This is a genomic window from Bradyrhizobium sp. JR3.5, assembly GCF_054057015.1.
Genome location: NZ_JBSRYV010000002.1, coordinates 148,106 through 169,514 on the forward strand (window position 1 = coordinate 148,106; position 21,409 = coordinate 169,514).

The window sequence follows — 21,409 nt, forward strand, 5'->3', positions numbered from 1 at the left end:
CCCGGGGACAATGCGCTTGATGTCTTGTGGACAGGCTGCGTGCGGCTCTGTGGACAACCTGTCAAAAAGAAAACACCGGGCCTCGTTGTGCCCGGTGCTTGCTCGAGAACGCCGTCTGCGAAGTTACTTGAGCGAACTGGCGACCGTGTTGAACGTCCCGCTCAAGTTCGTGCCGACGCCATTCACCGCGGCGATGATGGCGATGGCGATGCCGGTCGCAATCAGTCCGTACTCGATGGCGGTCGCACCGGATTCATTCTGTAAAAACCTAACGAAAAGAGTCTTCATTGCAGCCCTGCCCTGGGTTGTGATGCCTTGGAACGAAGGGTATTCCCGAGTTCCGCCTCCGTAGTAGTACGGCGACATCTAAGGTTGTCTGAATCGGGAACCTATCAATTCTCGCGATATTCGATTGAATCCGGCTTGAAATTTTAACGAAAACCGCGCTACCGGCCTCCGATGACCCCGTCCACACACCGCGCCAGCATCACCCTTTCAGACGAACAGTCCGCAAAACGCGTGGTCGACGCGCTTTCCGAGATGTTTTTCGAGGATCAGGCGGCTTTTGCGGCCTTCGAACGGCCGGACGCCCGTTGGGACGTCACCGTCCACTTTGCCGAGGCGCCGGACCAGGCCTTGCTGCGCGAGCTGGTCGGCCAGGTGGTAATGCGGCAGGATGTCGCATCGACTTTGGTATTTGACACCATCGAGGCAAAGGATTGGGTCAAGGCCAGCCTGGAAGATTTGGTCCCGGTCGCGGCCGGCCGGTTCATCGTCCACGGCCAGCATGACCGGCACAGGATAGCCCCCAACAAGCTCGGGATCGAGATCGAGGCGGCGCTCGCCTTCGGCACCGGCCATCACGGCACCACGCGCGGCTGCCTGCTACTGCTCGACCACGTGCTGAAGGCCTATCAGCCCCGCCGGGTGCTCGATCTCGGCACCGGGACCGGCGTGCTGGGGATTGCCGCCGCCAAGGCACAGCATCGCAAGGTGCTGGCGAGTGACATCGACCCGCCGTCGGTACGAGTCGCCGAGGAGAATGCCCGGCTGAACGGGGCAGGACATCTGGTCGATGTGATCCGTGCCACCGGCTTTGCGTCGCCGCGGTTTGCCGAGGAAGGGCCGTTCGATCTGGTGCTCGCCAACATCCTCGCCAATCCGCTGCGCCAGCTGGCGGGGCCGATGGCCCGGCACCTCGCATCGTCGGCGCAGGTCATCCTCTCGGGCTTGCTGACCCATCAGGCGCCGGCGGTCATCGCCGCCTACCGTGCCCGCGGGCTGGTGCCGCTGCGGCATCTGAAGATCGAGGGTTGGAGCAGCCTGCTGCTGCGCTCGGTCAGGTGAAATGACCGCGACCGGCAGACAGTGCGGCGACTGCACGCTCTGCTGCAAGGTGATGGCGATCGAGCAGCTGGCGAAGCCGGCCAACGCATGGTGTGCGCATTGTAGGCCGGGGCGCGGCTGCCGGATCTATCCAAGCCGGCCTGCGGAGTGCCGCGCGTTCAGCTGCGTTTGGCTGGTCAACGAACTGCTGGAGGAGCACTGGAAGCCCTCTAGGTCGAAGCTCGTCCTGACCACGTCGGACGACGGCCTCGAGGTCAGATGCGATCCGGGCTTCCCCGACGCCTGGCGCAGGGAGCCGTTTCGCAACGAGCTCAGGGAATGGGCGATATCCGGCGAGCCGCTCGACATGACCGTCGTCGTCATCGTCGGTCAGCGCATGACGCTGCTGACGCCGGAGCGCGAATTCGATCTGGGTGTCGTCGGCCCCGATGAACGGATCGTGCGTGAACTCGAGGGCACCAGGGTCGTCAATGTAACCGTGGCGAAGACGTCCGACCTCACACCGTAAACGCGATCTGCGGATTGGTTATTCGGGTGCTGCGGAATCGCGGCCGGCCGTCTCGGCCTTGTCCTGACCGGCTGCACGCCTGGCGCGCGCCGCGACCAAACGGTCAAGCATCTGCACGATGACGCCACGTTGCTTCTGCTCGATCGGCGCGATCGGCCCGCGACGGACCGGCGGCGAGATCTTCTCAAACGTGAATGCAGGCATCGTGCATCTCCTCACCGTTGAGTTGAGACACTCCTGGACGCCCCCCGTACGCTGACCGTCGATGGTGGACATCGTCCGGTCACTTCCACTATGACATGATTCAAGCATAAGTTATGCCAAAAATGTGGTCATGCCTCAGCGCATTGGCGCGAAGATCATGCTGCATCCGAAGAGAGTGCAAAGGCGATGTTCGAAGCCCATTTCCAGACGTTCGAAGAGCCCGAAGGCGGCGTGGCGCTGACCGCGCGCTTAAGCGCACTGCGCGAGGAACTGGCGCGGCGCAAGCTGACCGGGTTTGTGGTTCCGCGCGCCGATCAGCAGCAGAATGAGTATGTTGCGGCGTCCGAGGAGCGGCTTGCCTGGCTGACCGGCTTCACGGGATCGGCCGGGCTCGCGATCGTGCTGAGCAAGGAAGCCGCCCTGTTCGTCGATGGGCGCTACACGCTGCAGGCCGGCAAGCAGGTCGACCGCAAGGCCTGGCAGGTCGAGCCGCTGGTCGATCCGCCGCCGGAGCATTGGCTGACCCGGCATCTGGCAGCGGGCGACCGCCTAGGATTTGACCCCTGGCTGCACACTTCTGCGGCAGCCGAACGGCTGGCGGCGGCATGCGCCAAGGCCGGCGCCGAGCTGGTCGCCGTCGACGGCAACCCGGTCGATACGGTCTGGCACGAACGGCCGGCGCCGCCGCTCGGCCCGGTCGCGATCCACGGCGCGCAGTTTTCCGGCGAGATCGAGGCCGAGAAGCTGAAGCGCATCCGGCTCGAGATCAACAAGCTCGGGGTCGATGCGCTGGTGCTCTCCGACAGCCACGCGGTGGCCTGGACCTTCAATATCCGCGCGGCGCCGACGTCTCGCATACGCCGCTGCCGCTGTCCTACGCGCTGGTGCCGAAGGAAGGCCGCCCGCTGGTGTTCATCGATCACCGCAAGCTGTCCAACGCGACCCGCGACCATCTCGAACAGTCCGCCGATGTCGAGGAGCCGGTGGCGCTGACGCTAAAACTGACCGAGCTCGCCAGGCGCGGCGCATCGATCGCGCTCGACAGCGCGACCGCGGCCGACGCGCTGAGCCGCCTGATCGCCGGCGCCGGCGGCGAGCCGGTGCGCGGCAGCGATCCGGTCAGCCTGCTGAAGGCGGTCAAGAACCTCACCGAGATCGACGGCACGCGCACCGCGCACCAGCGCGACGCGGTGGCGCTCGTCCGCTTCCTCGCCTGGATCGACCGCGAGGCACCCTCAGGCCATCTCACCGAGATCGACACCGTCGAGGCATTGGAGACCTTTCGCCGCCAGACCGGCGCGCTCAAGGACGTCTCGTTCCCGACCATCGCCGGCACCGGGCCGAATGGCGCCATCGTGCATTATCGCGTGACGCGCAAGAGCAACCGCCGCATCGAGCCCGGCGATCTGCTGCTGATCGATTCGGGCGCGCAATATGAGGACGGTACCACCGACGTCACCCGCACCATCGCGATCGGCAAGCCGACCGACGAGATGCGCGACCGCTTCACCCGCGTGCTGCGCGGCCATATCGCGATCGCCCGCGCGATCTTCCCCGACGGCACCACCGGCGCGCAGCTCGACAGCTTCGCGCGGCAACATCTCTGGCAGGCCGGGATCGATTTCGAGCACGGCACCGGCCACGGCGTCGGCAGCTATCTCAGCGTCCATGAAGGGCCGGCGCGGATCTCGAAGCTCGGCACCACGCCGCTGAAGCGCGGCATGATCCTGTCCAACGAGCCCGGCTACTACAAGACCGACGCCTACGGCATCAGGATCGAGAACCTCGAGCTGGTGATCGGCACCGACATTGCCGGCGCCGAGAAGCCGGTCAACGCCATTCGAGACGCTGACGCTGGCGCCGATCGATCGCCGCCTGATCGAGGTGAGCATGCTGAGCGAAGCCGAATTGAGCTGGCTCAACGACTACCATGCCCGCGTCGCGCGTGTGGTGCGTCCGCATCTCGATGACAATGACACGAAGCTGTGGCTCGACGAGGCGACGGCGGCGTTGAAGTAGCGGCGTCGAGATTAGCCTTCCCAGCTCCTCACACTCGGTGTCATCCCCCGCGAAAGCGGGGGATCCAGTACGCCGCGACCCTTCCGTCAAATAACCGCCGCCCGTGGAATACTGGGTCCCCCGCTTTCGCGGAGGACGACAGCGGTGATTGTTGTTGCGTGAGGCGAAACGTCGCCCGAATTCGCATGGGCGTATGCCGAAACACACGTATTCCGCGCGAACGGGCACGCTACAGTCTTTCCGCAATGCTGGATCGGACCTGAATGCACGGCGTGATGGGCAAGCCGCCCGGCGCGGCCCAAGAGAACATCAAAGACAACAACATCGCGACATCGAAGGTCATGCTGCTGATGCTCGTCGTGATGACGGGCGTCGCGCCGATCTCGCTCTACATGCTGGTTCCGGCGCTGCCGGTGCTGGCGACCACGTTCGGCCGCGACATTGGGATCGCGCAGATGACCGTGTCGCTCTACATGGTCGGCATCGCGCTGTCGCAGCTGATCATGGGACCGCTGTCCGACAAATTCGGCCGCCGCCCGGTGCTGCTCGCGGGCCTCGGGCTGATGGTGGTGGCCGGCATCGGCTCTGACTTCGCCGGGACCCTGCCGCAGCTGATCGCCGCGCGCTTCTTCCAGGCGCTCGGCGGCGCCAGCGGCATGGTGATCAGCCGCGCCATCATCCGCGATCTCTATCCGCGCGAGCGGGTCGGCGCCATGATCAGCCTCGTCGTCGCCGCGCTGATGATCGCGCAGATGGTGAGCCCGCTCACCGGCGGTCTGCTGGAGACCACATTCGGCTGGCGCGCGATCCTCTATCTCATCACCGCGGCGTCGCTGATCACCACGATCTTCATCGCGCTCGCCCTGCCCGAAACCCGCCGCGACCGCGCCGACAGCTCCAGCTTCCGCGGCGACCTCGGCAGGCTGATGCGAAGCCGCGCCTTCGTCGGCTACCTGCTGTGCCAGGTGCTGGCGTCACAGATCATCTTCGCCTTCGCCGGCGGCGGTCCCTACATCGTGGTCACCCAGATGGGCCGCAGCAGCGCCGAATACGGCGCGTGGTTCGCGATGACGGGGTTCGGCTACTTCATCGGCAATCTGCTGTGCGTCCGCTTCGCACCGCGCCACTCGCTGGAGAAGCTGATCTGGTTCGGGCTCGCGCTGCAGGTCGGCGGCAGTCTCTTGAACCTGATCTGGAGTTTCGCCGGGCTGAACCAGGCGCCGCTCTGGCTGTTCGGCACCCAGATGATCGTGATGGTCGCCAATGCCTTCGTGATGGCCAATTCGGCCGCCGGCGCCATCAGCATCCGCCCCGAGGCCGCCGGCACCGCCTCCGGCGCCATGGGCTTCCTGCAGCAGGGCATCGGTTCGCTGATCTCACAGTTCGGCGCCTATCTCGGCGGCCACTCCACCACCACGCTGCCGCTGACATCGGCGCTCTTCGCGATCTCGCTCGCCTGCGCCTGCACCATGATCTTCGTCGTGCCGCGGCGGAACGTGGTGGTGAGCGAAGAGTTGATCGCGCAGGCCGAGGAGGATGAGCAGGGGATGATGTGAGGCGTGCGCAACACGCGCCCCACTCTCCCATCGTCATCCCCCCGCATGAGGGGGATCCAGTAGGCCGCGGCCTATCCGTTCAACAATGACTGTCTCTGGAATACTGGGTCACCCGCCTTCGCGGGTGTCGACAATGGAGAATGTGGCGCCGCTGCGCCCCTACTCCCCGATCAGCTTCAGCCATTCGTCTTCGGTCAGCACCTGCACGCCGTGCTTCTGCGCCTCGGCAAGCTTCGAGCCGGCGCCCGGTCCCGCGACGACATAGTCGGTCTTCTTCGACACTGAACCTGCCGCCTTGGCCCCTAACCGCTCGGCGGTCGCCTTGGCCTCGTCGCGCGTCATCTTCTCGAGCGAGCCGGTGAACACCACGGTCTTGCCGGCCACCGCCGAATTGCTCTTCGGCTTCTCGGCATCGATGATCTCGTCGAGTTCCCTGGTCAGACGCTCGACGATGCCGCGATTATGGCTCTCGCCGAAATAGTCCGCGATGCTCTTGATCACGGTGTCGCCGATCTGGTCGAGCGCATCCATCTCGGCGATGGCCTCCTCGTCGCCCTTGGCGACCTTGAGGCAGGCATCGTGGAACGCCTCCCACGAGCCGTAGCCGCGCGCGAGCGCCAGCGCGGTGGTCTCCCCGACATGGCGCATGCCGAGTGCATAGATGAAGCGCTCCAGCCCGATCCGGCGGCGGCTGTCGATCGCGGCGAACAGATTGCGCACCGAGGTTTCGCCATAACCCTCGATGTCCTCGAGCTTCAGCTTCGCGTTGCGCTTCGGCAGCGTGAAGATGTCGGCGGGCTCCTTGACCCAGCCCTCGTCGAAGAAAAATTGCAGCTGCTTCACGCCGAGGCCGTCGATGTCGAACGCCCGTCGCGACACAAACAGAATGAGGTGCTCGATCTTCTGGAACGGACAGGCGAACTCGCCGCTGCAGCGCAGCCGCGAGCCCTCCTCGCCGGTCGCGGTCTCCTCGCGCACCACGTCGGTGTGTAGCGGGCACGGGCACTTCTTCGGAAAGTGGAATTCCTTCGCGCTCTTCGGCCGCTTGTCGATCACGACATCGACGACCTGCGGAATCACGTCGCCGGCGCGCTGGATCACCACGGTATCGCCGATCCTGATGTCGCGTCCCTCGCGCAGCACCTCGCCCTTGTTGCCGATGCCCTTGATGTAATCCTCATTGTGCAGCGTGACGTTCTGCACGATCACGCCGCCGACACCGACCGGCTCGAGCTTGCCGACCGGCGTGAACGAGCCGGTGCGCCCGACCTGGATCTCGATGTCGCGCAGCACGGTCATGGCGCGCTCGGCCGGGAATTTGTGCGCGATCGCCCAGCGCGGCGTGCGCGACACGAAACCGAGTCGCTCCTGCCAGTCGATGCGATCGACCTTGTAGACGACGCCATCGATGTCGTAGTCGAGCTTGGCGCGCTGCTCCTCAATCTTGCGATGGAAGGCGATCAGCTCGTCGACCGAGTGGCACAATTTGGTCAAGGGGTTGGTCTTGAAGCCGCAGCGTTCGAACCAGTGGATCATGCCGGTCTGGGTCTCTTCCGGCATCGCGCTCATCTCGCCCCAGGCGTAGGCGAAGAAACCGAGCGGCCGCGAGGCGGTGATACCAGGATCCTTCTGCCGAAGCGAGCCGGCCGCTGAATTGCGCGGATTGGCGAAGATGGTGCCGCCTTCAGCCTTCTGCCGCTCGTTCAGTGCCAGGAACGCCTTCTTGGTCATATAGACCTCGCCGCGCACCTCGCAGATCTCGTGGGCACGTTGCGGCCCCTGAGCTTCTGCGGCACATCCTCCAGCGTGCGGATGTTCGCGGTCACGTCCTCGCCTTCGGCGCCGTCGCCGCGCGTCGCCGCAGTGACGAGTTCGCCGCCCTGGTAACGCAGCGACATCGAGAGCCCGTCGATCTTCGGCTCGGCCGAGAAATCGATTTTATCGTCCGGCAGCTTCAGGAAGCGTGTGATGCGTCCGACGAAGTCGACCACGTCAGCTTCCGCAAACGCGTTGTCGAGCGACAGCATCGGGATGGAATGGCGCACCTTCTTGAAGCGCCCCGACGGCGCGGCGCCAACCTTCTGCGAGGGCGATTCCGCGGTGACGAATTCAGGGAAGCGCTTCTCGATCGCGTTGTAACGCTGCCGCAGCGCGTCGTATTCGGCATCGGTGACGCTGGGCGCGTCGTCCTGATAATAACGCCTGTCGTGGCCTTCGAGCTCGAGCGCAAGCCGCATCAACTCGACCTTGGCCTGGGCCTTGGTGAGCTTGTCGACGTCGACCAGCGCTTTCGTCGCCTTGGCAGCCATGGGCAGACTAGCTCGCCGCCCTGAGCAGCCGTTCCGCCGCGGCCCTCGCCTCGGCGGTGATCTCGGCGCCAGCCAGCATGCGTGCGATCTCTTCGCGGCGGTGATCGGCGGCGAGCGCGTTGACGCGGGTCGCGACCCGCTTGCCCTTGTCGAGCGCATCCTTCGAGATCAACAGATGCTGGCTGGCGCGGGCTGCGACCTGCGGCGCATGCGTCACTGCCATCACCTGCACCTTGCCGGCGAGGCGCGCCAGCCGCGAGCCGATCGCATCCGCCACCGCGCCGCCGACACCGGTGTCGATTTCGTCGAACACCAGGGTCGGCGCCGAGCCGCGATCGGCCAGCACGACTTTCAGCGCCAGCAGGAAGCGCGACAGCTCGCCGCCGGAGGCGACCTTCATCATCGGCCCCGGCTTGGTGCCCGGATTGGTCTGCACCCAGAACTCGACGCGGTCGATGCCCTGCGGCCCCGGCGCGGCGGCATTGGCCTCGACCTGCGTCATGAATTTCGCACGCTCGAGCTTGAGCGGCGCGAGCTCGGCATTGACGGCCTTGTTGAGCTTCTCGGCCGCCTTGGCGCGCGCCGCCGACAGCTTTGCCGCAGCAGCAGCATAGCGCTTGTCGGCCTCCGTGGCGGCCGCTTCCAGCTTCTTCAACTGATCGGCGCCGGCATCGATCAGCGCGACGTCATCAGCGTATTGCGCCGCCAGCGCCGCCAGCAGATCGACCGGCGTCGAATATTTGCGCGAGGCGGCGCGCAGCGCGAACAGCCGCTCCTCGATGCGTTCGAGCTCGGCCGGATCGAAATCGGTCGCCGCCAGTGCGGCGTTGAGATGCTGGTCGGCCTCTTCCAGCGCATTGATCGCGATATCGATCGCCTTGACCGCCGGCTCGATCAGGCCGGGCGCATTGGCAGCACGCCGCTCCAGCCGCCGCACCGCGGCCGACAGGGCCGGCACCGGCGAATGCGAGCCGCCGATCGCCTCCTGCGCCTCGCGCAGATCGGTCGCGACCTTCTCGCCCTGCATCATGGTGGTGCGGCGGTTGGCGAGCTCGGTCTCCTCGCCCTCCTTCGGCGCCAGCGTCTTCAGCTCCTGGGAGGCATGGCGCAGATAGTCGGCCTCGCGCGCGGCCCGCTCCATGCCGGCGCGATGCTCGTCGAGATCGGCGTTGGCGGTCCGCCTGATGTCCCACAGTGCTTCCAGCGCGGCGACGTCCTTCTCGTGGCCGGCGAAGGCGTCGAGCAGCTGGCGGTGGGTGGAAGCATCGACCAAAGCGCGCTCGTCGTGCTGGCCGTGGATTTCGACCAGAGCCGCGCCGACCGCCTTCAGCGTCTGCACGCTGATCGCCTGATCGTTGATGAAGGCGCGGGTGCGGCCGTCGGCGAGCTGCACGCGGCGCAGGATCATCTCGCCGGTGTCGTCGAGGCCGTTCTCGGCCAGGATCCTGGCGGCCGGGTGCCCCTTCGGGACATCGAACGTGGCGGTGACCTGGCCCTGCTCGGCGCCATGACGCACCAGTCCGGCATCGCCGCGGCCGCCGAGCGCCAGCGCAAAGGCATCAAGCAGAATGGATTTGCCGGCGCCGGTTTCGCCGGTCAGCACCGCCAGGCCACGGGAAAATTCGATATCAAGCCGTTCGATCAGGACGATGTCACGGATCGACAGACGGGCCAGCATGCGAGGACAATTCCTAGCCGAGACCTATCTTCTTGAAGGTCCTGCTGATCCAGGATCCCTGATTCTCGCTCGGCTCGAGACCGCCGGACTTTACTAGATTATACGCGTCCTTGTACCAGCGGCTGTCCGGAAAATTGTGGCCGAGCACCGCGGCGGCGGTCTGCGCCTCGCCGGCGATGCCGATCGCCATATAGGCCTCGGTCAGCCGGTAGAGCGCCTCTTCGACGTGGCGGGTGGTCTGGTACTGGGTGACCACGGTCTTGAAGCGGTTGATCGCGGCGGTGAAGTCGCGCTTCTCGATGTAATAGCGGCCGACCGCCATTTCCTTGCCGGCGAGCTGGTCGCGCGCAGCCTGGATCTTGGCCTTGGCCTGGGTGGCATATTCCGATGTCGGATATTTGCGCACCACTTCTTCGAGCGCCGCGATCGCCTTCTCGGTGCGGCTCTGGTCGCGCGAGATGTCCGGGATCTGGTCGAAATGCGATGCCGCGATCAGGTACTGGGCGTAGGACGCGTCCGGGCTGCCGGGATGCAGCGTCACGTAGCGGGTGGCGGAGCCGATGCAGCTGTCGTAGTCGCCCGCCTGATAGTACGAATAGGCCGACATCAGGAGCGACTTGCGCGCCCAGTCCGAATAGGGATGCTGACGGTCGACTTCCTCGAACTTCTTCGAAGCGGCCTTCAGGTCCTTCTTCTCGTTCATCATGTACAAGCCCTCATTGTAGAGCTTGTCCGCGGGCTCATCGACGAACGTGTCGTCCTTGGCCATGAACTTGTCCCACAGCGCGCCGGTGCCGCAGCCTGAGAGCGGCAACGCCAGCACGATCAGGCCCGCCGCAAAGCGCAGCGTGCGCGCGGCCTTGGTCAGGCCGGAGACGTCAGAAGAATTGCGTTGTTCGAGCGCCATACGCATTGCCGACATGGATTGTAAAACCTGACGCCTTTGATGCGGTTAACGGCGACCCCACTCCACCCATGAACCGCGATCACGGATGCAATATCTCTCGTGCCGTTGGCGCCGGATCAAGGCAGCCGCGGGCCTGTTTAACCGAAAAATGACCGTCGACCAACCGAATAGGGAGCCAATCCGCCGGGAATAAGGCGACCCGGCGACACTCACAGCCTGCTGTGGTTATTACGGAAATTGGGCCAGACCGCCTGCGGCGATCAGGACACGTCCGGACCGTAGGCCGGGGCGACGAGGCCGCCCACCGTGCTTGCACCGGCTTCGACATGGCCGCGGAGCGGCCGCCGGGCGGTCTCCGATTCGACCACGCGCCAGGCGCTGCGGTCGGCGAGCAGCGCCTTCAGCACCGCGTTGTTGAGCTTGTGGCCACCGCGGACCGAACGGTAGCTGCCGAGCAGCGGCAGGCCGGCCAGCGCGAGATCGCCGATCACGTCGAGCACCTTGTGGCGGGCGCACTCGTCGGCGTAGCGCAGGCCCTCGGCGTTGAGCAGGCGGGCCTCGTCAAACACCACGGTGTTGTCGAAGGAAGCGCCGAGCGCGAAGCCAGCGCCCCACAGCCGCGCCACGTCATTCATGCAGCCGAAGGTGCGGGCCCGCGCGACTTCGCGGCGGAAGCCTTCCGGCGACAGATCGAAGGAGTAGGTCTGGTGACCAATCACTTTATTGGCGAAATTGATTTCGACTTCGGCGCGGAACCCGCCGGCGAACGGACGCAGCTCGCCCATCGCATCGCCGATCTTGACCTGCACCGGCTTCAGCACCTGGATGAAGCGGCGGACGCCGGGCTGGGTCACAATACCGGCCTGATCGATGGCTGCGACAAACGCCGCAGCGCTACCGTCCATGATCGGAACTTCTGCCCCATCGACTTCGATCGTGGCGTTGTCGACGCCCATGCCGCGCAACGCGGCGAGAACATGCTCCGCGGTCGAAACCAGCGGCCCTTCGCGGTCACCCAGCACCGTCGCGAACTCGGTCGCGATCACAGCGTCGGCGGTGGCGGTAACTTCGCGGTCGGCACCGTCGAGACCGGTGCGGACGAAAATAAAACCCGCATCGACAGGTGCAGGTCCCAGCGTGAGACTAACAGGAAGACCGGAATGAACGCCTACGCCAGTCACGGTGGCTTGCGACCGAAGCGTTGTCTGACGGCTGAACTTCATTCGATAATGCCCACTACCCGACTTCGCTCAACATCAAGTGGCCAAACTTCCCCAAGGCCGACTCGCATGAGCTCCCCAAGTCCCGGCAGACCATAGTCACAGCCCTAAACCGCGCCAACTCACGCTTCTTTACCGATTGTTACCCTCATCTCCGCCGCATTCGCGCCCAAGGTTAACCCAATTGCGGCAGCGAAAACGGCCCCCGGCGAGTGGCCATTTGACCACCGAAATAATAATTAATCATTTAAAATCAGTTGCTTGTTCACCTGATGCAATCGCTTGTCCGCCAAAAGGAGAAGGCCTCGGCGGTTCCCCGCCGAGGCCTTCTTCGTCGCCAATGTTGTAACAAACTTCAGTTTGCCTGCCGGCGCAGGAAGGCCGGGATATCAAGATGGTCGTCACCCTGTGGCGCCGGGGCAACAGGCGCCTGGCGGCCATGGGCGTCCAATCCCTGCGGTGCCGGGCGTTTCGCATATTCCGATACCGGCGATTCGTTCGCCGAGATCTGCTGGGCGACGCTGCGGGCCGGCTTGCGGTCGGGCAGCGGCGGCATCGTCGGCATCGCAGGACCCGAGGCACGGGCCGCGATCGGCGGCTCGGTCTCTTCGTCGCGGCGACCGAGGCCGACATTGGCCAGCCGCTGCAACAGCGACAGCCGGGTCTTCTGCGGGTGCTCCGCCTCGCCGTCACCGCTGGCCTGGCGGATCTCGGCCTGCGCCGGCATCGGCAGATCCTCGAACTTCGGCATCCGCGGGGCACGGACCGGCGACCGCTCCGCCGCCTGCGGGATGAAGGTCTCGGGCGGCATCGGCTCGTGCTGTTCGGCGCGGGCCGCCTCGTGGTCCGGGAACAGCGTCGGCTTCTGGGCAATCGGGCGCACGGTGACGTCACCGTAGGACCCCGGCTGCATCGGCGCCTGAGCCGGTGCGCTGTCCGGGGCAACCGCAGCAGCGATTGCCGCGAGCGCGGCGCGCTCGACGGCCGGACGCTGCTGGGGCGCGGCGGCAGCTGCAATCGGAGCAACCGTCACGCCCGTCGGCGGTTCCAGCTTCTGGGCGCGCTCGGCCATGCGCTGATTGTCGGCACGCAGGCGAGCGGTCAGATCGGCCAGCCGGCTCTCGGGCGAGCCGCCCGGCTGCTGCGCGGGAGCCTGGGCACGGGACGCGATCGCGGCCTGCTCGATGCCGGTTGCAACCACCGAGACGCGAATGACGCCGTCGAGCGATTCGTCGAAGGTGGCGCCGACGATGATGTTGGCGTCGGCATCGACTTCTTCGCGGATGCGGGTTGCGGCTTCGTCGACCTCGAACAGAGTGAGGTCCTTGCCGCCCGTGATCGAGATCAGCAGGCCGCGGGCGCCCTTCATCGAGCTATCGTCGATCAGCGGGTTGGCGATCGCAGCTTCGGCTGCGGTCAGCGCGCGCTTCTCGCCGGTGGCCTCGCCGGTGCCCATCATCGCCTTGCCCATTTCCCGCATCACGGCGCGGACGTCGGCGAAGTCGAGGTTGATCAGGCCTTCCTTGACCATCAGGTCGGTGATGCAGGCGACGCCCGAGTACAGCACCTGGTCGGCCATCGCGAACGCGTCGGCGAAGGTGGTCTTCTCGTTGGCAACCCGGAACAGGTTCTGGTTCGGAATGATCAGCAGCGTGTCGACCACCTTGTGGAGCTCGGAGATACCGTGCTCGGCGGTGCGCATCCGGCGCTGACCCTCGAAGTGGAACGGCTTCGTCACCACGCCGACGGTGAGGATTCCCATCTCCCGGGCGGCCTTGGCGATCACGGGCGCAGCCCCGGTGCCGGTGCCGCCGCCCATGCCGGCGGTGACGAACACCATGTTGGCGCCGGTCAGGTGATCGCGCAGTTCGTCCATGACCTCCTGCGCGGCCGCAGCGCCGACATCGGGCTGCGATCCGGCGCCGAGGCCCTCGGTGACCTGGGTGCCCATCTGGATGATGCGCTGCGCCTTCGACATGGTCAGCGCCTGCGCGTCGGTGTTGGCGACGACGAAGTCGACGCCCTGCAACCCGGCGGTGATCATGTTGTTGACGGCATTACCACCCGCGCCGCCGACGCCGAAGACGGTGATCCGCGGTTTCAGCTCGCTGATGTCAGGGGGTGTCAGATTGAGTGCCATGGTTGCCTCTCTCGATTATGCGCGCGTTGGTTCGTCCCGGCCGCTGGCCGCAGGAGCTGGTGAAAATGCAATGAGCCGGGGTGTGGTCATCAGAAGCCCTCGCGAAGCCATCGTCCGACCTTTCCGAAGTAACCGTCTGTCCCTGTCCTGAGCTGCCGCGTACGCCGCGGTTCGACATGTTCAAGATGTGCGTATTGCGGGTAGACCAAGAGGCCCGTCGGCACCGAGAACGAGGCGCCCTTCGCCTCGTTCGGCAGCCGGCCGAAGCCGAGCGGGCGGCCGATACGGACCTGACGGTTCAGGATACGGGTGGCAAGCTCGACGGTGCCGGTGAGCTGCGACGCGCCGCCGCTCAGCACGACGCGCGCCCTCGGCTCTGCCGCAAATGGAGAATCCGCGAGCCGGTCACGAACCATTTCGAAAATCTCCTCGGCGCGATGCCGGACAATGTTCGCGATCGTGGCGCGGGACACGATTTGCGGAGTCTCCCGATCATCGCCTGCAGTGGGAACGGACATCAGCTCGCGCGAGTCCGAACCACCGGTCAGCACCGTGCCGTATAAAGTCTTGATTCGCTCGGCATCCGCAATGCACGCGCCGATGCCGCGCGCAAGATCCATCGTGATGTGTTGCCCGCCGAGCGCAAATCCGGATGCGTGCACGAGGCGGCCGCCGGAATAGGTCGCGATCGTCGTCGAGCCCGCGCCCATCTCGACGACGGCAGCGCCGAGATCGGCTTCGTCATCGGTCAGGACCGACAGGCCCGCAACATAGGGGCTCGACGCCATGGCTTCGACGTTGAGATGGCAGCGCTCGACCACCAGCATCAGGTTCTTGGCAACCGTCGCGTCCGACGTCACCACATTCATGTCGACGCCGAACTGGCGCGCCACCATGCCTCTGGGATCGCGGATGCCCTTGACGCCGTCGAGCGCGTAGCCGACCGGCAGCGCGTGTAGCACGGTGCGGCCGGCGCCGGCGGCGTGGCGCATGCCGGCCGAGGTGACGCGGCTGATATCGTCCGCGGTCACCGAGCCGCCGTGGATATCGGCCGCGGCTTCAACCAGCTGGCCATGCAGCCTGCCGCCGGAAACCGACAGCAGAACGGATTCGACACGGACCTTGGCCATGCGCTCGGCCAGCGCCACGGCATGGCGCACCGCCTTCTCGCATTCGGCGAGATCGACGACGGAGCCGGCCTTGACGCCGCGCGACTGGATCTGGCTGTAGCCGATCAATTCGACCGCATGGGTGCGGCCGCGCAGCGCCTCGTTCGGCGGCGACGGCCTGAGCCGCGCGATCATGCAGGCGATCTTGCTGGAGCCGACGTCGAGCGAAGCCACCATCGCGGTGCGCTTCTGCATCGGGCGGGTCTTCGGGGTCAAATTGCGATCGAGGCCGGTCATGCGGAGTCACCGGCCTTCTTCTTGGACTTCTTGTCCTTGAACAGCTCGTCGCGCGCCTTGCCGGCTTCCTCGGACAATTGCACGATCAGCCGATCGGGCAGGCGCATGTCGACGGCGACGATGTCGCGCGAGAACAGCTTCTCGTCCTTGTCGAGCTTTGAGAGTGCGGCCAGCGCGTTGCCGACATCGTTCTCGGGCAGGCGGACGTCGAGGCCGTCCTTGAGGCGCAGGTTCCAGCGCCGCTCGCCGACGAAGATCGCGGCCTTGGTCACCGAGCGCACCTGCGGATAACGGTCGAGCAGCGCCAGGAAGTCCTGGGCGCGGGTGTCCGCGCCCTTGCCCACCACCAGCGGCAGATTAAGGAAGCGGCGCGACACATAGGGCTCGAGCACCGCGCCGTCGGAGGCGATCACCGACAGGCGGCCGTTCTGCTGCCACAGCGCGAAGGCGGTGCGCTCGACGATGTCGATCTGCAGCCGGCCCGGATAGAGCTTGAGGATCGTGGCGTCGGCGATCCAGGGATTGGCCTTCAGCTTGGCGCGCACGGTATCGGCGTCGAGGAACAGCAGCGAGGAACGGCCGTTAACGCCGCCGATCGCAAGCACCTCGTCCTGGCTCAGCTGCTTGCGGCCGTTGATGCCGACGGTGGTGATGCGGAAGCCCGCGGAATTGGCCAGCGCATTGCGGGTGTCGCTGAGCGCGGTGGTGAACTCCTCGAGATGGCCGCCCCTGACGATGCCGAAGCCCACGCTGCCGAACAGGATCGCGAGCGTCGCGACCAGGCCGATACGGCGCGGCAGATAGCGTTCGACCAGCAGGACGTAGCGGTTCGGCGGCGCGCGATCGATCATCTGCGGCCGACTGGCGGGACGCCGGCGGCCGCGCGCGAGATGGGCGCCGACATACTCGCGCAGCAGCACTGCCGCTCCAATAGCGGCTGCTCTCAGGTCAGCTTGAGGCCCCAGCGATCGCAGCGATCGGGTGAGGCGTCCTGCACCATCCATTGCACGAGCTCGTCACATGTTGCGCCCGCAAACCCTGCGGGGTCCCGGCACAAATCACGTCTCGGCTAGACCGGTGGGATTAGAGAGGCCCCCTGTTCCCTGGTTGCGATCCTCGAAGCGGTAATCCGCGACAGCTCACGCCCCGGCAGCCAAGCGCTACATGCGCCGCCAGCGTTAACCTTCGGGCTTCCTGGTAAACAAATGGTAAAGGAGTTCAGCCTGGAGTGTATTTTGATCAACGCTCTGAATACTTTGCCGCGAACCCGTTAGCATTTTAGCAACAGCGCCCGGGTTCCATCCGGCCGAGTCGGGCGGGGTCCCGCCCGGTTGGCCTTAACTCCTGGCGCGGCGGCGGCCGAGCTCGATCTGGTCACGAAGGAAGTCGGCAAAGGCGATGCCCTGTGCTTTCAATGCCTTAGGGTACAGTGATGCCGCGGTGAGGCCGGGCAGCGTGTTGGTCTCGAGGTAGACCGGGCCATTGGCCGACACGATGAAATCGCTGCGCGAATATCCGGTGCACGACAATGCGCGATGCGCCCGCAACGCGTGCTCCATGATCGCGGCGCTGACCTCGGGCGCGAAGCGGCCGGGGCAGATCTCCTGGGTCGACTTCAAAAGGTATTTGGCTGTGTAGTCGAAGCCCCCCTCCGCCGGCACGATCTCGATCGGCGGCAACGCGAACACCGTGCCGTCGGATTGCTCGAGCACGCCGCAGGTCGCCTCCACGCCCGACACGAACGGCTCGATCAGATAGTCTTCATGCTTCGCGGCATTGCGGACCGCGACGAGGTCCTGCTGTGCGTTGACGAAGATCAGCCCGTAGCTCGATCCGTCCTTGGCGGGCTTTGCGATCAGCCTGCCGTGCTGGGCGAACGCCTCATCGAGCTGTGCGATCGATATGCCCTGCGGCGCGTTGAGGCCCGCGATCGCGGCGAAGCGTTTCGCCGAAGGCTTGTCGAACGCCAGATGCGACGACGCCGAGCCGGAGCCGGTGAACGCGACGCCGCGCATCTCGCACATCGCCTGCAATTCGCCGTTCTCGGCGCGGCCACCGTGCAAGCCGAGCACCAGCACGCGCTGCTCGGCGCTTGCCCTGTCGAGTGCATGGTCGAGCGCGATGCCCCGACCATCGGGTTTGAAGTCGACCTCGAAGGGCCGCGTGTGGCCGAGCAGCTGTTCGGACGTCACCGCATGCACGGTGTCGTCAACGTCCCAGAACCAGAGGTCAGCGTCGGGCAGCGCGTGGTGCAGCGCCTGCGCGCTCGCCACCGAGACCAGCCGCTCCTTGTTGGTGCCGCCGAACAGAATGGTCACCTGCATCAGCTTTTCCCGATCCGCTTGATTTCCCAGTGCAGCTCAATTCCGCTGGTCTGCTTGACCCGCTCGCGCACCGTCTCGCCGAGGGTCTCGATGTCATGCCCGGTGGCGTTGCCGGTGTTGATCAGGAAATTGCAGTGCATCTCCGACACCTGTGCGCCGCCGACCTTGAGGCCGCGGCAACCGGCGGCGTCGATCAGCTTCCAGGCGCTGTTACCGGGCGGATTCTTGAAGGTCGAGCCGCCGGTCTTCTCGCGGATCGGCTGCGCGGTCTCGCGATGCCGGGCCTGCACCTCGTTCATGCGGGTGCGGATCGCGTCAGTATCGGTGATCCGGCCGCGGAAGCGCGCCGAGGTGAACACGATCGACGTATCGACGCCAGAGTTGCGATAGACGAACTTCATGTCGGCATTGCTGAACGTATGCTTCGTGCCGTCGCGGCCGATGCCGGTGGCCTCCACCAGCACGTCCTTGGTCTCGCCGCCATTGGCGCCGGCGTTCATGCGCAGCGCGCCGCCGATCGTGCCGGGAATACCGAAGAAGAATTCCATGCCGCCGATGTTTGCCGCTGCCGCGGTCTCGGCGACGCGCTTGTCGAGCGCCGCGGCGCCGGCGGTGACGACATCACCAGCCGCGCTGGTCTCGCCGAACGCGCGCGGCGCCAGCCGGATCACGACCCCGGACATGCCACCGTCGCGCACGATCAGATTGGAGCCGACGCCGACGACATAGACCGGCAGCTCCTGCGGCAGATGCTTCAGGAAGTAGGCGAGATCGTCTTCGTCGGCCGGCGTGAACAGCACCTGCGCAGGACCGCCGACGCGAAACCAGGTCAATTCCGCCAGCGACTGGTTCGCCAGCAGCCGCCCGCGCAGCTCCGGCATCGCGGTTTTCAGGTCGGGCGTGATGTCGGGGAAGGTCATGCGTGACCCCTCCATCCGTCATGGCCGGGCTTGTCCCGGCCATCCACGTCTTGCAGTATCTCCACATGGCAGGGGGATACGTCTATTTTCTGACCAACCGACCGAACGGCGTGCTCTATGTCGGCGTAACGAGCGATCTCGTCCGCCGGATATTCGAGCATCGTTCTGGATTCGTCGATGGATTCACCAAGCGCTACGGGTTGAAGCGGCTGGTTTACTTCGAGCAATTCGACGACATCCGCACCGCTATCCAGCGTGAACACACCATCAAGCATTGGCCACGCGCTTGGAAGGTTCGCACAATCATCACAGCGAATCCGAACTGGGACGACCTGTACGACACGATAGTGCAGTGAAGACGTGGATGGCCGGGACAAGCCCGGCCATGACGTGGTAAGATACGAGGCCTCCATCACCCCAGCGCCTTCAATTCGTCGGGCAGTGCGTAGGCCCATTGCGTGATGTTGCCGGCGCCGAGGCAGACGACGAGGTCGCCGGACTTGGCAATACCGTGAACGATCTTGGCAAGCTCGCCGGCGTTTGGCAGCGGGACAACGTTGCGATGGCCGTGGGCGCGCAGGCCGGCGGCGAAATGGTCGCGGTCGATGCCTGCGATCGGTGCTTCGCCGGCCGGATAGACCTCGGCGACCACGACCGCATCGGCATCGTTGAAGCAGGTGCAGAACTCTTCGAACAAGGATTGCAGGCGGGTGTAGCGATGCGGCTGCACCACGGCGACGATCTTGCCGTTGGTGGATTCGCGCGCCGCCCTCAGCACGGCCGCGATCTCGACCGGATGATGGCCGTAATCATCGACCACAGTGATGCCGTTCGTCTCGCCGGTCTTGGTGAAGCGCCGCTTGACGCCACCGAAGCCGGCCATGGCCTGGCGGATCACGTCATCGGACACGCCGAGCTGATGCGCGACCGCGATCGCCGCCGTCGCGTTCGACGCATTGTGGCGTCCCGGCATCGGCAGCATGATGTCAGCGATCTCGTGCGTCGCGCCCGACTTGCGATCGCGGATCGCGACCTTGAATTTCGAGCCGCCGCCCATCGGCGTCAGATCCAGGAGCTGCGCGTCGGCCTGCGGATTCTGGCCGTAGGTGATGATGCGGCGGTCCTCGATCTTGCCGACCAGGGCTTGCACCACCGGATGATCGGTACACATCACGGCAAAGCCGTAGAACGGAACGTTCTCGACGAAATTGCGGAACGCGTCCTGGATCGCCTCAAAGGTCTTGAAGTGATCGAGATGCTCGGGATCGATATTGGTGACGATGACGACGTCGGACGGCAGCTTCAGGAACGTGCCGTCGCTCTCGTCGGCCTCAACCACCATCCAGTCGCCGGCCCCGAGCCGCGCATTGGAGCCATAGGCGTTGATGATGCCGCCATTGATCACGGTCGGATCGAGCCCGCCGGCGTCGAGCAAGGTCGCCACCATCGTCGTCGTCGTCGTCTTGCCATGAGTGCCAGCGATCGCGACGCAGCTCTTCAGCCGCATCAATTCCGCCAGCATCTCGGCGCGCCGCACCACCGGAATGCGCTGCGCGCGCGCCGCCATCAGCTCGGGATTGTCGCGCTTGATCGCGGTCGAGACCACGACGACGTCGGCGCCATCGACGTTCTCGGCGGCGTGGCCGACCGAGATCTTGGCGCCCTTCTTGCGCAGCCGGTCGAGGTTGTAATTGTCCGACGCATCGGAGCCCTGCACGGTGTAGCCGAGATTGATCAGCACCTCGGCGATGCCGCTCATGCCGATGCCGCCGATCCCGACGAAGTGAATGGGTCCGATCTCGCGCGGCAGTCTCATGATCCGGTTCCTGATATCATCGTCCGTGCGCGCCTCACATCGGTCGCGCTGAGTACTGGATGCCCCGCTTTTCCCATGCGTGACAAGGGCTTTTTCCGCCCCGCAGCCGCGGAAATGTCGCTGTTGTCAGCTACCGGCCGGTGGTGGTGATCTGACGTCACGGACATCTCCATCTCGGCCCCGGCGGCTACGCCGCTCCCGGCCGCGCGGCGAACTCATCTTGCATGTCGATGACGCGAAGATAATTGCGCAGGCGGTTGGTCTCGAGTGCGCGCAGCAGCTTGTTCTGGTGATAGGGCAGCACGAGCTCGGCAAGCTGTGCACTCCAGGCGGCGTTCATGTCGAACAGCACGCCGAGGCCGAACACCGCGGGAATCTCGGCGAAGCCGAACTCCCTGCCCTGCGCAAGTTCCTCTGCCAGGAAATCATCGATCGCGGTCATCACGCCGTTGCGCACGCCACCGGCATGAGTTGCGAACGCGAACTGGCCCATGCCGCGAAATCCACGACCTTCCACCAAGCTTTCGCGATCTGGCGTGGCGCCTGCATCATAACTGTGCGTATGGCGATGCTCTGCCGGAATCTGGTCAGGCGCATAGTACGCGTCGCGGCGGCCACAGGGCCAGCCGACATCATGAAGGAAGACCAGAACGGGCTTGGCGGCGCGGCGGCTGATCGCCTCGATCTCGCGGAGCTCGTGATAAACTGTGTACCAGTTATGATCGCCGTCGACGATCCAGGCGTCGGCGGCGTCAAGCTCGCCGAACGCGTCGAGACTGGTCTTCGCGACGTGACGCACATCCGGATTGGCGTTGACCCAATCGAGGAATTCGCGCTTCGGCGCCGGATCGACGCTGGTGAGCCGGCCGCCGCGGGCCCGGCAATGATCGGCGAGCAGCGCCGACATACCGCCATACTCCGCACCGATCTCGACGATATTCTGCGCATCTGCCAGGCGCAGCGCTTCGAGGATCAGGTCCGAGAATTCCGAGACGGAGTGAATCAAAAAACCCGTCATGATCAAGTCTCCCCCGGCGTCCTGCCGGATTGGCGCG

Annotated in this window: 16 protein-coding genes and 3 pseudogenes; 5 read left to right on the plus strand and 14 right to left on the minus strand. The window is 65.4% G+C overall.

Features of this window, described 5'->3' with window-relative positions; translation table 11 throughout:
• Positions 1-123 precede the first annotated feature (123 nt).
• Positions 124-288, minus strand: coding sequence for a Flp family type IVb pilin (locus tag ACVWW1_RS17320; RefSeq protein WP_229169912.1), 165 nt, complete (start codon positions 286-288; stop codon positions 124-126).
• A 171-nt stretch (positions 289-459) separates the two neighbouring features.
• On the opposite strand from ACVWW1_RS17320, the gene ACVWW1_RS17325 reads away from it, so the two are divergent.
• Together ACVWW1_RS17325 and ACVWW1_RS17330 are read left to right on the plus strand one after the other, a co-directional pair.
• Positions 460-1,347, plus strand: a complete 888-nt coding sequence (locus ACVWW1_RS17325; RefSeq protein ID WP_456656800.1) for a 50S ribosomal protein L11 methyltransferase — start codon at positions 460-462, stop codon at positions 1,345-1,347.
• 1 nt (position 1,348) lies between these two features.
• The gene (locus ACVWW1_RS17330; protein WP_456656801.1) at positions 1,349-1,855 is read left to right on the plus strand and encodes a hypothetical protein; all 507 of its coding nucleotides are present in this window, start codon (positions 1,349-1,351) and stop codon (positions 1,853-1,855) included.
• 18 nt (positions 1,856-1,873) lie between these two features.
• On the opposite strand, the gene ACVWW1_RS17335 is transcribed toward ACVWW1_RS17330, so the two are convergent.
• The gene (locus tag ACVWW1_RS17335) at positions 1,874-2,059 is read right to left on the minus strand and encodes a hypothetical protein (RefSeq protein WP_375788285.1); all 186 of its coding nucleotides are present in this window, start codon (positions 2,057-2,059) and stop codon (positions 1,874-1,876) included.
• Positions 2,060-2,245: 186 nt separating this feature from the next.
• On the opposite strand from ACVWW1_RS17335, the pseudogene ACVWW1_RS17340 reads away from it, so the two are divergent.
• Positions 2,246-4,078 (plus strand): annotated as a pseudogene (locus ACVWW1_RS17340) (aminopeptidase P family protein).
• 263 nt (positions 4,079-4,341) lie between these two features.
• Entirely contained in the window at positions 4,342-5,634 is a 1,293-nt protein-coding gene (locus tag ACVWW1_RS17345) for a multidrug effflux MFS transporter (protein WP_456656802.1), read from the plus strand.
• A gap of 159 nt (positions 5,635-5,793) precedes the next feature.
• Here ACVWW1_RS17345 and ligA read toward each other — a convergent pair.
• The 10 genes and pseudogenes from ligA to murB form a co-directional block, all read right to left on the minus strand.
• Positions 5,794-7,943 (minus strand): annotated as a pseudogene (gene ligA, locus ACVWW1_RS17350) (NAD-dependent DNA ligase LigA).
• A gap of 7 nt (positions 7,944-7,950) precedes the next feature.
• Positions 7,951-9,621 (minus strand): DNA repair protein RecN, encoded by a 1,671-nt coding sequence (recN, locus tag ACVWW1_RS17355; protein WP_456656803.1) that lies wholly within the window; start codon positions 9,619-9,621, stop codon positions 7,951-7,953.
• Positions 9,622-9,634: 13 nt separating this feature from the next.
• Positions 9,635-10,543 carry an outer membrane protein assembly factor BamD gene (locus tag ACVWW1_RS17360; RefSeq protein WP_409334627.1) on the minus strand — a complete coding sequence of 303 codons (909 nt, stop codon included), beginning with the start codon at positions 10,541-10,543 and terminating at the stop codon, positions 9,635-9,637.
• Between the two features lie 245 nt (positions 10,544-10,788).
• Positions 10,789-11,751 carry a UDP-3-O-acyl-N-acetylglucosamine deacetylase gene (lpxC, locus tag ACVWW1_RS17365; RefSeq protein WP_456656804.1) on the minus strand — a complete coding sequence of 321 codons (963 nt, stop codon included), beginning with the start codon at positions 11,749-11,751 and terminating at the stop codon, positions 10,789-10,791.
• A gap of 352 nt (positions 11,752-12,103) precedes the next feature.
• Positions 12,104-13,888, minus strand: coding sequence for a cell division protein FtsZ (gene ftsZ / locus ACVWW1_RS17370; protein WP_456656805.1), 1,785 nt, complete (start codon positions 13,886-13,888; stop codon positions 12,104-12,106).
• Between the two features lie 89 nt (positions 13,889-13,977).
• Positions 13,978-15,294, minus strand: a complete 1,317-nt coding sequence (gene ftsA / locus ACVWW1_RS17375) for a cell division protein FtsA (protein ID WP_092115917.1) — start codon at positions 15,292-15,294, stop codon at positions 13,978-13,980.
• The gene (locus tag ACVWW1_RS17380) at positions 15,291-16,298 is read right to left on the minus strand and encodes a cell division protein FtsQ/DivIB (RefSeq protein WP_456656806.1); all 1,008 of its coding nucleotides are present in this window, start codon (positions 16,296-16,298) and stop codon (positions 15,291-15,293) included. The genes ftsA and ACVWW1_RS17380 overlap by 4 nt, the downstream gene beginning before the upstream one ends.
• Positions 16,238-16,506 (minus strand): annotated as a pseudogene (locus ACVWW1_RS17385) (hypothetical protein); the annotation flags it as partial. The pseudogene ACVWW1_RS17385 and the gene ACVWW1_RS17380, both read right to left, overlap by 61 nt.
• 125 nt (positions 16,507-16,631) lie before the next feature.
• On the minus strand, positions 16,632-17,618 hold the full coding sequence (locus ACVWW1_RS17390) for a D-alanine--D-alanine ligase family protein (RefSeq protein ID WP_456656807.1): 987 nt from the start codon (positions 17,616-17,618) through the stop codon (positions 16,632-16,634).
• A complete protein-coding gene (murB, locus tag ACVWW1_RS17395; RefSeq protein ID WP_456656808.1) occupies positions 17,618-18,538 on the minus strand; it encodes a UDP-N-acetylmuramate dehydrogenase in 921 nt (306 codons plus the stop codon). The genes ACVWW1_RS17390 and murB overlap by 1 nt, the downstream gene beginning before the upstream one ends.
• A 20-nt stretch (positions 18,539-18,558) precedes the next feature.
• On the opposite strand from murB, the gene ACVWW1_RS17400 reads away from it, so the two are divergent.
• Entirely contained in the window at positions 18,559-18,894 is a 336-nt protein-coding gene (locus ACVWW1_RS17400) for a GIY-YIG nuclease family protein (protein WP_456656809.1), read from the plus strand.
• Between the two features lie 56 nt (positions 18,895-18,950).
• Here the strand turns inward: ACVWW1_RS17400 and murC are convergent, their stop codons facing one another.
• Both murC and ACVWW1_RS17410 read right to left on the minus strand, forming a co-directional pair.
• A complete protein-coding gene (gene murC / locus ACVWW1_RS17405; protein WP_456656810.1) occupies positions 18,951-20,354 on the minus strand; it encodes a UDP-N-acetylmuramate--L-alanine ligase in 1,404 nt (467 codons plus the stop codon).
• 187 nt (positions 20,355-20,541) lie between these two features.
• On the minus strand, positions 20,542-21,372 hold the full coding sequence (locus ACVWW1_RS17410; RefSeq protein ID WP_456656811.1) for a class I SAM-dependent methyltransferase: 831 nt from the start codon (positions 21,370-21,372) through the stop codon (positions 20,542-20,544).
• Positions 21,373-21,409 lie beyond the last annotated feature (37 nt).